Source organism: Paenibacillus sp. GSMTC-2017 (assembly GCF_016019935.1).
GTDB lineage: Bacteria > Bacillota > Bacilli > Paenibacillales > Paenibacillaceae > Pristimantibacillus.
Genome location: NZ_JAECMT010000002.1, coordinates 574,197 through 589,827, shown reverse-complemented (window position 1 = coordinate 589,827; position 15,631 = coordinate 574,197). Strand labels below are relative to the sequence as shown.

The window sequence follows — 15,631 nt, the reverse complement described above, 5'->3', positions numbered from 1 at the left end:
AGAGGAAAAGGAATGAAAATAAATGACCGGAACAGTTCGTTCAGATATAAAGATTGGGCAACAGGTTAACATCGTTTTGAAGGCTGATCAGCGAACAGGAAAGCTGACAAAAGGAGTAGTAAAAGATATTTTAACAAATTCTCCTCGACATCCGCATGGTATTAAGGTTCGATTGCAGGACGGGCAAGTTGGACGTGTGAAAAATATTATTGCGTCAGATTTGAATTCATAATAATGAATCTTTGTTTTCCAATTAAAGCTAAAGGTCTAATGACCATTTCATAAATGTGACAAAAAGCTGGATATAAATTAGTACTGACGAAAAGAAATTGTAAGAGGGAGTTTGAACGAGATGGCATTTGGTATATCCAGAGATGAATTGAATAAGTGGAAATCTGCAGTCACCAAAGGTGACATTGCATTTCTTACCCACTATTGGCTGGATACACGTTTTCCGGGGATTAAGACGGTAACGAAGGTCGGTTGTTCAGATTTGGACAAACTTTCTAATTGGTGTAGGCAGAATGGACTAAATCCCGCATATATTCATACTCGGGAACGCTTTCCTCACTTTGATTTAATAGGGAAAAAGCAAGCAGAGGTGCTATTTCGTGAGAATCTGTTTGATCACCTTGAGCGATTTCAAATAAAATATTGCGAATAAGTGGAGGACGTTTATGGATAATAAGAAACATATTGAGGAAATGAGCTTAAACGGATGGCCAGCATTACAAACCGTTCTTTATGATGGTTGGTTGCTTCGATTTGCAAATGGTTATACGAAAAGATCGAATTCAATAAGCGCGATATACGGCCATACTTTACCACTCACAGACAAAATAAAAAGGTGCGAGGAAATATATAGTAAGCGGAATCTCCCTACTATTTTCAAAATCACACCATTTTCTGAGCCGAGTGATTTAGATGATAGATTAGATGCATTAGGTTACGAAATGATTGATCATACATCTGTGAAAACGGCTTCTTTACGAGATCTGGTTGGACCAACGAACACGGATACGGAAAGCGAAGCACAAGTAGGTGAAAAGAAAACATCAACTATTAAAATAATAATTACGACAGACCCTACATCTTTTTGGCTTGATGCAGTGGCAACCATGCAAGGTCTAAATGATGATCAGCGAGAGACGACTAGAAGAATGATGAGCGAACAACCGCTACGCAAAGCGTTTGCCGTGTTGCTTGAAGGCCGTAAGCCGGTTGCATGTGGTGCGATCGTCTTGGAGCAAGGTTTTGCAGGTTTATATGATATCGTCACGGATGTAGCTTCTAGGGGAAAAGGTTATGGGGAGCAGTTGACGAGACAGTTGTTAGTTTGGGCTAAAGAAAACGGAGCAGAAAATGCTTATTTGCTAGTAGTGACAGGAAATGTTGCTGCGAACCGTCTATACGATAAATTTGGTTTTAAACATAGCTATGACTATTGGTATCGGGTTAAAAAGTTGACCGAATAACGGAGTTTTAGTCGCAAGTTAGTTAGTTTGTAATAGAAACTTCGTTTGTGTGTTCGAATGTTTCTGAAAGGTGGATAACAGAGGAAATGAATAGCGAAAGTCAGTCAGCCGGTAATCAAAAGGGAGCCCCGCTATCATTAGTTTCTGATAATAGTAACAATCGTACATGGTTGCTTGTTCTCAGTATCATATTAGTAGCTCTCATCATGAGAGCGCCTATTACATCAGTTGGGCCAATTGTAGATAAAATAAGTACGTCGATGGGTTTATCAGGAGGAATGACAGGACTTCTTACGACATTGCCTTTATTGGCATTTGCATTTGTTTCACCATTTGCACCAAAAATCGCAGCTCGTATTGGTATGGAATTTTCTTTGTTTGCCGCTTCATTATTACTTACTGCAGCCATAATTGTTCGTTCTCTACCATCCGTTTATGCTTTGTTCTTAGGAACAGCTTTACTTGGTACTGCTATTGCAGTCGCAAATGTGTTGATTCCGAGTCTTGTGAAACGAGAATATCCGAATAAAATCGGTTTGATGACAGGAATCTATACAGTCGCAATGAATCTCGGTGCGGCAGTCGGATCAGGTATAAGCGTTCCGCTTACAGACGGGTTTGGTGTTAGTTGGCAAGTTACTCTTGCAGTAACTTCAGTTGTTGCTCTTGTGGCGGCAATTGTGTGGCTCCCTCTTATTAGTAAGAATGGTATAATAAATACTTCAGTAAGGGTACAAACAAGTGCTGTGCAAAAAGGTACAAAGTCAAATAAAAGTGTTTGGAACTCACCGCTTGCTTGGTCAGTATCGCTATTTCTTGGATTACAATCGTTTTGTTTTTATGTAAACGTAACTTGGACTCCTTTGATTTTGGTTGATAAAGGATTGGATCAAGCAAGTGCTGGTTGGATGCTTTCACTTATGCAACTTGTAAGTATGCTATCAACTTTTATCATTCCAATAATGGCAGGCAAACGAACGAGCCAGCGAAGTATTGCACTATTAATATCTTCTTTATTTGTTTGTGGTTATCTATTATTGCTTCTAGGAGGATCAGTAGTTGTGCCTCTTAGTATGGTCATATTAGGTTTGGGGGTAGGCGGTGGATTCGGACTTGCTGTTATGTTCTTTGCCCTTAGAACACGTACAAGTGAGGAGTCTGCCCAGTTGTCTGGAATGGCACAATCAATTGGTTACTTGTTAGCGGCCAGTGGACCTTTTTTGTTCGGATTGTTGTATGATTGGACGGACACTTGGGGGATTCCGTTACTATTAATTATTGCGGTATCCATTATGTATGGAATTATAGGATTGTATGCAGGCTCGGATCGTAAAATATAAATGGTATACTGATGAAAATCAATTCAATAGGGTAAATGTACGTTGCTTGACACGTTTACCGAGTCACTTATATAATTACAAGTAAATGTTTGTGAATATGAAGCGTTGAAGAGATTAAGTACTTGCAATGACAAGGCTCAGAGAGCTGGCGGTTGGTGGAAGCCAGACCTTGCGTGTAAGGAAACTCACCTTGGAGCTGTTTGTGATTTCATCTGTATGAGTTATGGATGTTAAGCGAACCGTTAGCCCGCGTTAAGGGCATCAAGTGAGCGTAAGGGCAAAACATGGCCTGCGCTAACTAGGGTGGTACCACGGGAGAATAACCTCTCGTCCCTAGCGTTAATCCGCTGGGGGCGAGAGGTTTTATGTTTTTTATTGACCAATTAGGAGGAAACACGATGAGTCAGGAACAACAACGTCATGGGTATAATCCACAAGCTATTGAGCCAAAGTGGCAACAATTTTGGGATGAGAATAAGACGTTCCAAACTAAAGAGGATTCAACTAAACCGAAATTTTATGCACTAGATATGTTCCCATACCCTTCAGGAGCTGGTCTACATGTAGGTCACCCAGAGGGCTATACTGCAACGGATATTATGTCTCGCTTTAAACGGATGAAAGGCTACAATGTTCTTCACCCGATGGGCTGGGATGCTTTTGGTCTGCCTGCTGAGCAACATGCATTAGATACAGGACAACATCCAAGAGATATTACGTTCAAAAACATCGATAATTTCCGTCGTCAAATTAAATCACTAGGCTTCTCGTACGATTGGGATCGTGAATTCAGCACAACTGATCCTGACTACTACAAATGGACACAGTGGATCTTTATTCAACTATACAACCGTGGTCTTGCTTATGTTGCGGAAGTTCCGGTTAACTGGTGCCCAGCACTTGGAACGGTTCTTGCGAATGAGGAAGTAATTGATGGTCTTAGCGAACGTGGAGGACATCCAGTTGTCCGTAAGCCGATGCGTCAATGGATACTTAAAATAACGGAATATGCTGATCGTCTATTAGATGATTTGGAGGAACTTGACTGGTCCGAGAGCATTAAGGATATGCAACGTAACTGGATCGGTAAATCTACTGGTGCGGAAGTAACTTTCGATATCGAAGGACATGATGCATCACTTGTTGTCTTTACGACACGTCCGGATACATTGTTCGGTGCCACGTATTGTGTGCTTGCGCCTGAGCACGAGCTAGTTTCAGTGATTACGAACGCAGATCAGAAGGCAGCTGTAGAAGCTTATCAAATCGTTGCTTCACGTAAGAGCGATCTTGAGCGTACTGATCTTGCGAAAGAAAAGTCAGGCGTATTTACTGGAGCTTATGCGATCAATCCGGTTAACGGCGAAAAAACACCGATTTGGATTGCTGATTATGTACTTGCTGGTTATGGTACTGGTGCTATTATGGCAGTTCCAGGTCATGATTCCCGTGACTGGGAGTTTGCAAAACAATTTGATCTTCCAATCGTTGAAGTTGTATCTGGTGGCGATGTTACTAAGGAAGCTTATACAGGTGACGGCCCGCACGTTAATTCCGAACAATTGAACGGTCTAAACAATGCAGATGCAATTAAAGTAATGATTGAAAGCTTGACTGCATCCGGCAAAGGTCAAGCGAAAGTGACGTACCGTCTACGTGACTGGTTGTTCAGTCGTCAACGTTATTGGGGCGAGCCGATTCCAATTCTTCATCTTGAAGATGGAACGATGAAAACTGTACCTGTGGATCAACTTCCACTTGTGTTGCCGGATGTTGATGCAATTACACCGTCAGGAACAGGAGAATCACCACTTGCGAATGTAACAGAGTGGGTCAATACAATCGATCCTGAGACTGGTATGAAAGCACGTCGTGAAACAAATACGATGCCACAGTGGGCGGGAAGCTGTTGGTATTACCTACGTTTCATCGATCCGAAAAATGATAAAGAAATTTGCTCACCTGAGAAGCAAAAAGAATGGCTTCCGGTTGATCTATACATTGGTGGAGCAGAGCATGCCGTATTGCATTTGCTTTATGCACGTTTCTGGCATAAAGTGCTTTACGATATCGGTATTGTGCAAACAAAAGAACCATTCCATAAGCTAGTTAACCAAGGAATGATTCTAGGTACGAACAATGAAAAGATGTCCAAGTCTCGTGGTAACGTTATTAACCCAGATGAAATCGTAAACGAGTTTGGTGCAGATACGCTGCGTATGTACGAAATGTTTATGGGACCACTTGAAGCTACAAAGCCTTGGAATACTAATGGTGTTGAAGGTTCATATCGTTTCCTTGCACGTGTATGGCGTTTGTTTGTGAATGAAGATGGCACATTAAGCGCAAAAATTAGCGACGGAGAAACTTCTGACGCATTTAAACGTGTATGGCATCGTTCACTTAAAAAAGTTACGGATGATTACGAAAACCTACGCTTTAACACGGTTATTAGTCAACTTATGATATTCGTGAATGAAGCTTACAAAACAGATCAGCTTCCAAAAGAAGCAATGGCTCATTTCCTACAAATGTTATCTCCAATTGCTCCGCATATTACAGAAGAGCTTTGGGAGAAGTTGGGACTAGTTGATTCGATTACGTATGCAGAGTGGCCGACATTTGATGAAGCTTGGACAGTCGACCAAGAAGTTGAAATCGTCGTTCAAGTTAATGGAAAAATTGTAGAGCGTGTTTCTATAGCAGCAGATACAAACGAAGCTGATATGGAGTCGCTTGCGAAAGAAATGGAGAAGGTGCAAGAACTTATCTCCGGTAAAACAATTCGTAAGGTTGTTGTCGTTAAAGGCAAGCTTGTAAATATTGTAGCGAATTAAACGCGAACCCGAAGAGGTGAGCGGGCTTTAGCTGATGCACAGCTATTGTCCGTTCACCTCTTCGCCGCAGAAAGCGGTATTTACCTTAATTAAATCTTCATTATATTTAGCATGTGTTGTACGAATAAGCTGATTAAAGACGCCATCTGTTTCTCTTATTAACAATTTAAGTGCTTGTGCTGTTATTCCGCCGGGAACTGCAACTCTCTCCTGTATTTCTACTGGTGTCATATGTCCTTCGGTAACGAGTAAACCGGTTCCGAGCAACATGTTGCTCGCTACTTGAAGGGCAATGGCATGTGGTATTCCTGTTTCTTGCACGGCTGCGTCAACAAATTGTTGGAGAAAAAAAGCAATAAATGCGGGACCACAACTAGAAAGATCGGATACGATTCGGGTATAACTTTCTTCAATAATAAGTGGCTCACTTATATGGGCGAACAATGCTTCCAACTGTTTCTTTCCCGGTTCATCAATTGAATCCCCATAAATACAAAGTGAAGCGCCGCTCCATACTTGATTAGTGATACTAGGAATTATTTTAGCTATTTTGCAATTCAGCTCACCTTCTAAGTGGGAGATAAGTACCGGGCTTGTTATGGAGACAATAATTTGATTTCTATCAATGATGGGTTTGATATCGTTTACAACATGGACAAATTCATGTGGCTTTACGCATAAAAAAACGATATCGCTGTTTATTGCTACTTCTGCGTTTGTATACTGGGCTCTAATGCCTGGATATCGGTCAGCTAGTGCTTGTGCTTTAGCGAAAGTGCGATTGCTAATAGAAATATCTGAGGGCGATAGTGCGCCAGATGCGATGAACGATTCGATTAGTAAGCTTCCCATCGAACCAATTCCAATAAATCCAACATTCATGTGAAGCCCTCCTACACCAAGATACATAAATGATTTGCTCATTCATTGTATTCCTTATAACTTGTTTCTTATGTCATGAACTATCAATTTATATGTAGAAGGGATGAACTTAATGTCTGCTTATTCAAGGAAAGCGGGACAGTCCCCCGGTCGTAATTTAATGATTGGTGTCATTTTAGTTGGAGCAGTATTGATGATAGTAGCAGCATTGACGGGGAAACAGTCTTCTCAGTCGGAGGAGTGGATTCCACTAAATGATGCAGTACGCGAGGCAATACATAATCCGTCGAAAGAGATTACTGAAGAGAGCTCAGAAGTTGCAAAGTATACTGAAACAGCACAACAATCCTCAACGGTTAAAAGTAGTAACATTGTTGATAAAAGTGGTGAGATAGAAACTGCAAAAAAAGGATCTAGTACTAATGAGGCTATTCATCCAAATGAGTCTGGCTCACAGACAGTCGATCATTCGGATGTTGATGAGAAGAGTGAAAGTGGCAAGTTAGATATTAATCGTGCAACTCAAGATGAATTCGATCAATTAAAGGGAATAGGTCCATCAAAAGCGCAAGCAATCGTTGAGGATAGGGCGAAAAATGGGTATTTTACCAGTGTAGATGATCTCCTTCGTGTAAAAGGGATAGGAGAGAAGCTACTCGCGGAGCTGAAAGAAGTCGTTGTAGCCCATCCATGAATGTGAGAGAATGGAAATAAGCAGTCAATATTTTCTAGGCGGCTTAATTCTATTGTGAGTGATTAGCGAAGGCTTACGATGTAACTTTTGCATCACGCGACATTTGAGGAGGAGTAAGGTCATGTCAGAAGAAAAAAAGCTCTCTCTTGATACGCTATCCGTCCACGGAGGTCAATCTATTGATCCTACAACGTTGTCTCGGGCAGTTCCGATCTACCAGACGACATCGTATGGATTCAGAGATACGGATCATGCAGCAAATTTATTTTCGTTGCAGGAATTCGGAAATATTTATACCCGTATTATGAACCCTACAACGGATGTATTAGAGAAACGAGTTGCAGAGCTTGAAGGAGCTCCGGCTGCACTAGCTGTTGCTTCCGGACAAGCGGCAATTACTTACTCCATTCTTAACATTGCAGGCACTGGTGACGAAATCGTCTCAGCTACTAGTTTGTATGGTGGAACTTATAATTTATTTTCTACAACGCTACCTAAGTTAGGCATAAAAGTAAATTTCGTAGATCCTTCTGATCCTAATAACTTCAGAGCGGCTATAACAGACAAAACAAAAGCTCTATACGCAGAGACAATTGGTAACCCAAGAGGCGATGTAATTGATATTGCAGCTGTTGCTGCAATTGCGCATGAACATGGTATTCCTTTTATCGTGGACAATACATTTCCAAGTCCATACTTAAGCCGTCCGATTGAACATGGGGCAGACATCGTCGTTCATTCTGCAACTAAGTTTATCGGCGGTCATGGTACCTCTATTGGTGGAATAATTGTTGATAGTGGAAAGTTCGATTGGAAAGCTAGCGGTAAATTCCCTGGTCTAACTGAACCAGATCCAAGTTATAATGGCGTTGTTTATACAGATGCTGTAGGGCCGATTGCTTACATTATTAAAGCACGCGTCCAATTGCTACGCGATATGGGAGCGTCATTGTCTCCGTTTAACTCGTTCCTTTTACTACAAGGGCTTGAAACGTTGCATCTTCGGATGGAACGCCATAGTTCAAACGCACTGGCAGTTGCACAATATTTAGAAAAGCATGAAGCAGTAGAATGGGTGAGCTATCCTGGGTTGCCTAGTCATTCGTCATATAAAAATGCTCAAAAGTATTTGCCAAATGGCAGTGGTGCTATATTGACATTCGGAATAAAAGGTGGAGTTGAAGCAGGTAAAAGGCTTATCAACTCAGTTAAACTATTGTCTCATTTAGCTAATGTGGGTGATTCGAAATCTTTAATTATTCATCCGGCTAGCACAACCCATCAACAGCTTTCACCAGACGAACAAGTTGGCGCTGGGGTAGCACCAGGAATGCTTCGTGTATCTGTTGGTACTGAAGGGGTAGTCGATATAATTGCTGATCTTGAGCAAGCTATCGCAATTAGCCAGCAAGGATAGTATAGTTAAATAAAAAATAATATAGTGTACGACATAGGATGAAACAACTAGAGTACAGCAGCTAGAGATAGGGAGGACAAAATGATAATCGAAACAACTGATGCCATCCGAAAGGATTGGGACACTTATTTTATGGATATTGCTTATATGGTTTCTACTCGTTCCCGTTGTCCAAGGAGACATGTTGGTGCTGTGCTCGTACAAGGGAAAAAGTTGTTAGGTACAGCTTATAACGGAGCGCCAATGGGTGTTCATGACTGTTTGGAGTCTGGCTGTATGATTACAGAAGAGCTGGAGGTTAAAATAGTTAATGGGACTGAGCAGGTGCAGAAGAAACAACGCTGCATTCGAACGATCCATGCTGAGCAGAACCTTCTTCTCTTCACAGATCGGGCGGATCGTGAAGGATCTATCGTTTATGTGACGGATCAGCCTTGTTGGACTTGTGCTAACATGCTTGCAAACAGTGGTGTGACGGAAATAGTATATCATCGAGGGTATCAGAAGGACAGTGAAAAGGTTTATGCCTTAATGGAACATAAGGGCATCGGCTTTCGTCAATTGAATCATTATTCACCTCCCGCTCAAGCTGGGATGGAAGTTATTCAATAAATAAAGTATAGCTTTGAAGGAGGAACCTTCAGTTGCATGTTAGGATGCGGCTGAAGGTTCCTTTTTGTTCTCTTTAAAATAGGAGGTAGCGTATGGGATTGAACAGAAGACCGGTAGTTTGGTTCGCGGTATGCTGGGTTTCGGGAAGTGCAGCTGCAGCAAGTCTAGAGCTGCAGGGTGCTCTATTAGTGGCAGGAGCAGCAACACTGCTAGCGATAGCTGCGGTCATGAGCAGGCTTGCAACTGGGCGATTAGCCGCAGTATGCTTGCTTGCGGTTTGTTTGGCGGCAGGGCAGCGGGAATGGACGGATGCTCGGAATGTAACCGCGCTTCAGTCGCTGTTAACCGCCGCCGAGGCGGATGGGCCGAGAGCAGCGTACGCTGCGGAAGCTCTCGGCACAATTGTGTCCGCGGTCGAAGTCGATGGCGACCGCGTTCAATTTCACATGGAGGCAGTCGCCATCCATGTGAAGGGTGACCCGCCGCTGCGCAATGCTAGCGAGCGGCTGCTTGTTCAGCTGCGGCTAACCGCGCAGCTGGAGCAGGGCATCGCCGCGGCCTTGCAGCGCGGCGACCAAGTGCGAGTAGCCGGCGAGCTAACGCGGCCGGCTACTGCAACAAATAGCGGCGGGTTCGACTACCGCCGCTATTTGAGCAGCCAAAAAATCCACTGGCTGCTCAAAGCCAAAGGCACCGCCGCCATCACGCCGTCCACCGCAGTCGCACCGCCGGATTCCGCCGTCATCACTGCGGCCGCTACCGCCGTCACACAATCTGCTGATCTCGCTTCACCACTTTCCAAACCCAATTACACCGCTGAATTACTCGGCCGCGTAGATGACGCACGCGCATGGCTAGGAGCGCAGCTAGACCCACTGTATCCGTCCGATCAGTCCGGATATATGAAGGGGCTAATCCTTGGTATACGCGATGATCTCGCTCCTGAACAATTCCAGCAATTTTCACGACTAGGTTTGACGCATATATTAGCAATCTCTGGGCTTCATGTTGCAGTTTTTATGTATGCGCTGAGCGGATTTCTAAAGCTGTTTCGTATGACTCGTGAAAGAATTGTGGTGACGCTTATGTTTGCTGTTCCTCTTTATGTTCTTCTTGCTGGAGCATCACCATCGGTGTTAAGGGCAGGGCTAATGGCAGTACTAGGGCTCCTTGCTGCACGTCTCGGTAAGTTAAAAGATGGTCTACATCTGCTAGCTGCTGCAGCAGTAGGGCTGCTTATTATTGATCCATACTATTTGGATAATGTAAGTTTTCAGCTTTCCTTTATCGTAACTCTAGGATTAATTGTTGGTGTTCCTCCAGTCCGTCGAGCACTCCCTAATTGGAAAAAAAGCGGGTGGCTATTGGATTTGACCACCGTTACTATAGTAGCTCAACTTGTTTCGTTTCCTGTTACCCTTTATTACTTTAATCAATTTCATTTGCTCTCTTTAATAGCTAACTTTATACTTGTTCCTTTTATAAGCTTTATCGTTATGCCGCTTGGAGCTTTGGCCTTGCTAATTTCTATGGTTTGGCACGACGGTGCAAAATTAATCGCTTCAATTTCCATATATGCAAACAACTATTCGTTTGCTCTTGTAGATTTACTTGCAGAGTTTGATTCACTCCGTACCATTTGGGCGACTCCTCCACTTTGGTGGGTATTATGTTGGCTTTTACTTCTTGGCTCTGCCTTCCAATTAGTTGAATATTGGAACTCGACTCGTCTGGAAGTTACTGAAGGTCAACTTAGTTTAGATCAACAGAACAATTCTAGTGATGTGACAACTGATTTATTCGCTGATGAGCAAGAAGTGATCGCTCCATTAAACTCAATACAGAAAAAAGGGCTGTTTAATCGTGTTGTTCTACATGTTATTGTTGCTGTTGGATTGCTACTATTTGCGTATTATCCAGATCATTTTAATAAAGAAGCAGTTGTTAGCTTTTTGGATGTAGGTCAGGGGGATTCAGCTCTTATTCGTACACCAAGTGGAAAACATATTCTTATTGATGGTGGGGGAACGATGTCGTTCCATAAACCAGGTGAAGAATGGCGTTTAAGAAGAGACCCATTTGAAGTAGGCCAGAAAGTAGTTGTACCTCTATTAATGAAACGAGGGGTTAAAGAAATTGATTTACTCGTTATTTCTCATTTAGATAGTGATCATATCCGAGGGTTAATTGCAGTATCGGAACATATTCCGATTAAGCAAGTATGGTGGAATGGCAGCCTAAAAAATGCTAATGATGTAAATAATCTGTTCAAAAACTTGCTATCAGCCGATATTCCTATGTATGCACCCCTTGCTGGGGAGAATAAATATGTAGATCGTGATACGTTTGTTCAAGTTCTATGGCCACAAAAGAAACAAATTGAACAACTTTCCTACATGGAAGAACAGAATGAGCATAGTCTAGTTTTAGCGATTAATCTTTACGGCAATACTTTTTTGTTTCCTGGAGATATTTCTTCCGAGACTGAAGAAGAGATTGTTCGTACAATAGAAGGGGGAGTCCAGATAACCTCTCCGATATTAAAGTTGGCTCATCATGGTAGTAGGTACTCTACTAGTGAGAAGTGGCTCGCTTATTGGAAACCAAAAGGGGCAATAGCTTCCGTAGGTGCAACGAATACATATGGTCATCCACATCCTGATGTTTTAGCACGTTTAGAGGGTAGTCGGTCAATGTTATGGCGGACAGATCTGAATGGAGAGATCGTTTTTCGAGTTTCTGAATTCCGTTTATATGTGAGCAAAAGTTGACTCTATATACGGATATCTGATATTTTGGTATGCTTAAAGGTGCAATTTGGTTCTCATATCTATTAATTTGTTATCACTTTTTCAAGACTAGTTTCCCGATCTGCATGGATTAGTATCATTTAACCGTGAAAAATATTAAAAAAATATAATGTATGACGATTTTTACTGCAACTTTTAAAGCAACCGTCACGTCAGTAAGGTTGCAAGAGAGGAGAATTGTTCGTGGTGGAGCCCGGCATTATCAAAGCCGCCCAATTGGGAGATCGCGACGCTTTAATTACTCTATTGCGCGAGATTGAAACACATGTTTATCGGACAGCCTATTATATATTAAATAACGAGCAGGATGCGATGGATGCCGCACAAGAAGCGCTTATTCGAATCTATACGAAAATCGGCTCATATGAGGAAAAGGCACAGTTCAAAACATGGATACAACGCATAGTAACGAATATTTGTATCGACAAATTTAGAAGAAACAAACCGACAGTTTCCATCGAAGAGCATGATTTAATATTCCGAGAGAAGCAAAATGTGGAAGAAGAAGTTATGTCCACATATGCGTTACAGGATATTCGCAGCGCTATAGAACAATTGCCGGAACATCATCGAATGGTGGTTGTATTGCGATACTTGCAAGATTTTTCTTATAACGAAATTGCAGATTCGCTTGACTTGCCACTTAATACGGTGAAGTCATACTTATTCAGAGCTAGACAACAGTTGCAAACGTTACTTCATGATTATCAGAAAGGTGGTGTCCGGGGATGAATTGTCAAGAGGTGATGGAGCTCATGCATAGACAGATAGACAACGATCTCAATGAATCTGAGAGGGAAGTCTTGATGGCTCATACTAGACATTGTCCGGACTGCGCAGCGATGTTCGAGCGATTGAAGTTACTGTCGGCAGATCTCACTTGTTTGCCTAAAGTGGTGCCTAGCTATAGCTTAGTTGATGCGATTTTACCACAGCTTGAGCAAATTGAACTTCTTAGTCAGAAGTCAAACGCAATAGTTGAAACAACACGTATCGATCAGACGGCTATTCCGACACAACCTAGACGCTTGAAACGAAATAGGCGTATACCATCCTGGGGAGCACTAGGAGGTATTATTGCCGCTGGTGTAGTTGCTGGATTATTCCTTGTAACCTATCCACCTGATTTAAGTAAAAATGATCAAATGAGTGAATCGCAATATTCAGCAGAAATGAAGAATAATGCTATTACTGGCGATTCATCGGCGCTAAAATCAAGAGCTGTTGATCCTGGTGGAGACGTAGTTGAAGTTCCATCAGCGTTTATTACAGGCAATAATATTGATTTTAATGTTCAAGACCAATCGAAAAATCTTGAACCTCTAAGTGTTGAAGATCAATCTGGCGATGAGTCGGTGAAGGTTGAACAAGAGGCTAGAATCTCGGTAACGAGTAAAGATAATTCCGTCGAGGGGTCTAGCGAGCCGCAAAATAAACCTCCTACTGATTTCGGTATTGCTAGCGCCGAGGGGCTCACGTCTCCAGATGGACAATTTGTAGCAACCGTGAACGGTCATACAATTGCAGTAGTTATTGCAAGCAACGGTGAAGTAGCTATGGAAACGTCGAGAAAAAATGGTCAACATCAACAATTAGTTTGGTCTGAGGATGGATCTGAGCTTACCTATGAGGTTCATTTGGACAGAGGTGCTATCGAAAAGTACACGATCACAACTTCCGATTGGAAAGAGAAAAAAGCGACTCGCTAATGAATAAGTAGCCTGCACATGTTGGCACATTCATGAGTATGATGTAACAAAAGAAAAGTCTGCGACGTATAAATGACGTCGTATGACCATTCATCAAGCAGTACCATGGAGCTGCTTGCGAATGTTAATATAAAGACAAAGGGATGAAGCCTAATGATGGCTCATCCCTTTGTTGCCGTTGATTTTATTAATTATGGAGTTGCTCATAGGCAAAATCCTCAGCTAAGGGAGCCCATTGTATGGATATCAAGGAAGCGCTAAAGGAAATCAAAAGCGGCAAATATAGACCGATATATGTACTTTACGGTAAAGACCGCTATCGTATGAGCCAATTTATTGAAGCTCTAACGAATGAAATGTTTACGCCCGAGGAAAAAGAGATGGGCGTTACGAAGTTCGATACATCGGAAACATCCATTGATGAAGCTGTACTGGAGGCAGAAACACCATCCTTCTTCCTAAATAGAAAACTGATTTTAATACGAGACACATCAGTAATGGCTGCTGGCGGCAAGGAAAATGCAAAAATTGAGCATCGTCCGGAAACTTTAATGAACTATATTAATAGTCCACTAGATACGTCGGTTATTGTGTTTGCTGTACATGCAGATAAGCTTGATGAACGTAGAAAATTAGTGAAAACATTAAAAGATCGTAATTCTATCGTAGCTTTTCCTGAGCTAGACGGCCCAGCACTAAAACGATGGATGATTAAGCGAGCTGCGGATCAAAACCGGCAAATGACAGACGATGCAGCGGATTTATTGCTCGTAAGGGTTGGGGTCAATATGGGTCAACTTTCACAAGAGGTGGACAAGCTGTGTCTTCATGCTGGAGCGGGTGGCATTATAAACGCTGAGCAGGCAACGCTATTAACGGAAGCTACAGTGGAAGAAGATGTGTTCGCACTTGTAGATTCTATTGCTGAACTACAGATTGATCGAGCGCTTAAACTATATCATCAGCTTCTTACTCGTCGAGAAGAGCCGATTAAGATTGTTGCATTGATTGCAAGACAACTACGCATTATGTTGCAAATTAAGGAGCTTGAAGGTCATCACTATTCGCCGCAACAGATGGCTGGTCAACTTGGATTACATCCATATGCAGTTAAACTGTCAGCAGAGAAGAGTCGTAAATTCACTCCTGCAAGATTAGGTGTACTGCTTGCGTCACTTGCGGAATTGGATTATAAGATGAAAACAGGTGTAATTGAGAAGACGTTAGGATTGGAACTTTATCTTCTTTCGCTTGGTATAGGGAAGGGTGCTTAATTAATTTTTCGTTCGATATTTTCCATTCATAAGTTGAACTAGAAAAGGCTACACCTTCCAATTGGAGGGTGTAGCCTTTTTTCATGTACTAGAAAACTTACGCTTGCGCGGACAAAGAGTTAAGACGCTTAGCAAGACGTGATTTTTTGCGGGCAGCCGCATTTTTATGAATCAGGCCTTTCGTTACTGCTTTATCCAACTTTTTCGTTGCAACGACTAGAGCAGCTTTAGCAGCATCTACATCAGTTCCAGCGATTGCTTGGTCAGCAGATTTAACGGCCGAACGAAGTGCAGATTTTTGGGATGCGTTCAAAGCACGGCGCTTCTCGTTTGTTTTAACGCGTTTAATCGCAGATTTAATGTTTGGCATGGAATTCACCTCCTAAAAAGTTTTGTGCAGCAAAACTTCTCATCGCAAGCATTAGAGCTTACTGTTCAAAGTGGTTTATGGCAATAAACCTAAACAACACAACTTAAAATATATTATCATGTGACTTCCCAAAAAGCAATAGTAACCAATATGACTTGGCATCTCAAAATCATTTGTTGATTAGCTAAATGCAGTATGAAAATGCAACTGT

The 15,631-nt window shown here is 42.1% G+C and carries 14 protein-coding genes and 1 other annotated feature; of the genes, 12 read left to right on the top strand and 2 right to left on the bottom strand.

What is annotated here, in order from left to right; translation table 11 throughout:
• Positions 1-22: 22 nt before the first annotated feature.
• The 5 genes from I6N90_RS10170 to leuS all read left to right on the top strand — a co-directional run bounded on the left by I6N90_RS10170 (position 23) and on the right by leuS (position 5,652).
• A complete protein-coding gene (locus tag I6N90_RS10170; RefSeq protein WP_197935400.1) occupies positions 23-232 on the top strand; it encodes a YwbE family protein in 210 nt (69 codons plus the stop codon).
• A 120-nt stretch (positions 233-352) separates the two neighbouring features.
• The gene (locus I6N90_RS10165) at positions 353-664 is read left to right on the top strand and encodes a hypothetical protein (protein WP_197935399.1); all 312 of its coding nucleotides are present in this window, start codon (positions 353-355) and stop codon (positions 662-664) included.
• 13 nt (positions 665-677) lie between these two features.
• Positions 678-1,475: a GNAT family N-acetyltransferase gene (locus I6N90_RS10160; protein WP_197935398.1), complete on the top strand. Its 798-nt coding sequence runs from the start codon at positions 678-680 to the stop codon at positions 1,473-1,475.
• Between the two features lie 86 nt (positions 1,476-1,561).
• A complete protein-coding gene (locus I6N90_RS10155) occupies positions 1,562-2,815 on the top strand; it encodes a CynX/NimT family MFS transporter (protein ID WP_197935397.1) in 1,254 nt (417 codons plus the stop codon).
• A gap of 96 nt (positions 2,816-2,911) precedes the next feature.
• Positions 2,912-3,153, top strand: a binding site (T-box leader).
• Positions 3,154-3,213: 60 nt separating this feature from the next.
• Positions 3,214-5,652, top strand: coding sequence for a leucine--tRNA ligase (gene leuS / locus I6N90_RS10150; protein ID WP_197935396.1), 2,439 nt, complete (start codon positions 3,214-3,216; stop codon positions 5,650-5,652).
• Positions 5,653-5,694: 42 nt separating this feature from the next.
• On the opposite strand, the gene comER is transcribed toward leuS, so the two are convergent.
• Entirely contained in the window at positions 5,695-6,534 is an 840-nt protein-coding gene (gene comER, locus I6N90_RS10145) for a late competence protein ComER (RefSeq protein ID WP_197935395.1), read from the bottom strand.
• Positions 6,535-6,646: 112 nt separating this feature from the next.
• Between comER and I6N90_RS10140 the strand changes: the two genes are divergently transcribed.
• The 7 genes from I6N90_RS10140 to holA all read left to right on the top strand — a co-directional run bounded on the left by I6N90_RS10140 (position 6,647) and on the right by holA (position 15,050).
• Positions 6,647-7,228 (top strand): ComEA family DNA-binding protein, encoded by a 582-nt coding sequence (locus tag I6N90_RS10140; RefSeq protein ID WP_197935394.1) that lies wholly within the window; start codon positions 6,647-6,649, stop codon positions 7,226-7,228.
• A gap of 121 nt (positions 7,229-7,349) precedes the next feature.
• On the top strand, positions 7,350-8,645 hold the full coding sequence (locus I6N90_RS10135) for a homocysteine synthase (protein WP_197935393.1): 1,296 nt from the start codon (positions 7,350-7,352) through the stop codon (positions 8,643-8,645).
• 81 nt (positions 8,646-8,726) lie between these two features.
• Positions 8,727-9,257: a deoxycytidylate deaminase gene (locus I6N90_RS10130; protein ID WP_197935392.1), complete on the top strand. Its 531-nt coding sequence runs from the start codon at positions 8,727-8,729 to the stop codon at positions 9,255-9,257.
• A 92-nt stretch (positions 9,258-9,349) separates the two neighbouring features.
• A complete protein-coding gene (locus I6N90_RS10125) occupies positions 9,350-12,028 on the top strand; it encodes a DNA internalization-related competence protein ComEC/Rec2 (RefSeq protein ID WP_197935391.1) in 2,679 nt (892 codons plus the stop codon).
• 222 nt (positions 12,029-12,250) lie between these two features.
• Positions 12,251-12,799: an RNA polymerase sigma factor gene (locus I6N90_RS10120; RefSeq protein ID WP_197935390.1), complete on the top strand. Its 549-nt coding sequence runs from the start codon at positions 12,251-12,253 to the stop codon at positions 12,797-12,799.
• Positions 12,796-13,776 carry an anti-sigma factor gene (locus tag I6N90_RS10115; RefSeq protein WP_197935389.1) on the top strand — a complete coding sequence of 327 codons (981 nt, stop codon included), beginning with the start codon at positions 12,796-12,798 and terminating at the stop codon, positions 13,774-13,776. The genes I6N90_RS10120 and I6N90_RS10115 overlap by 4 nt, the downstream gene beginning before the upstream one ends.
• A 239-nt stretch (positions 13,777-14,015) precedes the next feature.
• Positions 14,016-15,050, top strand: a complete 1,035-nt coding sequence (holA, locus tag I6N90_RS10110; protein ID WP_197935388.1) for a DNA polymerase III subunit delta — start codon at positions 14,016-14,018, stop codon at positions 15,048-15,050.
• Positions 15,051-15,147: 97 nt separating this feature from the next.
• Here holA and rpsT read toward each other — a convergent pair whose 3' ends face one another.
• Positions 15,148-15,420 (bottom strand): 30S ribosomal protein S20, encoded by a 273-nt coding sequence (rpsT, locus tag I6N90_RS10105; protein ID WP_197935387.1) that lies wholly within the window; start codon positions 15,418-15,420, stop codon positions 15,148-15,150.
• Between the last annotated feature and the right edge of the window lie 211 nt (positions 15,421-15,631).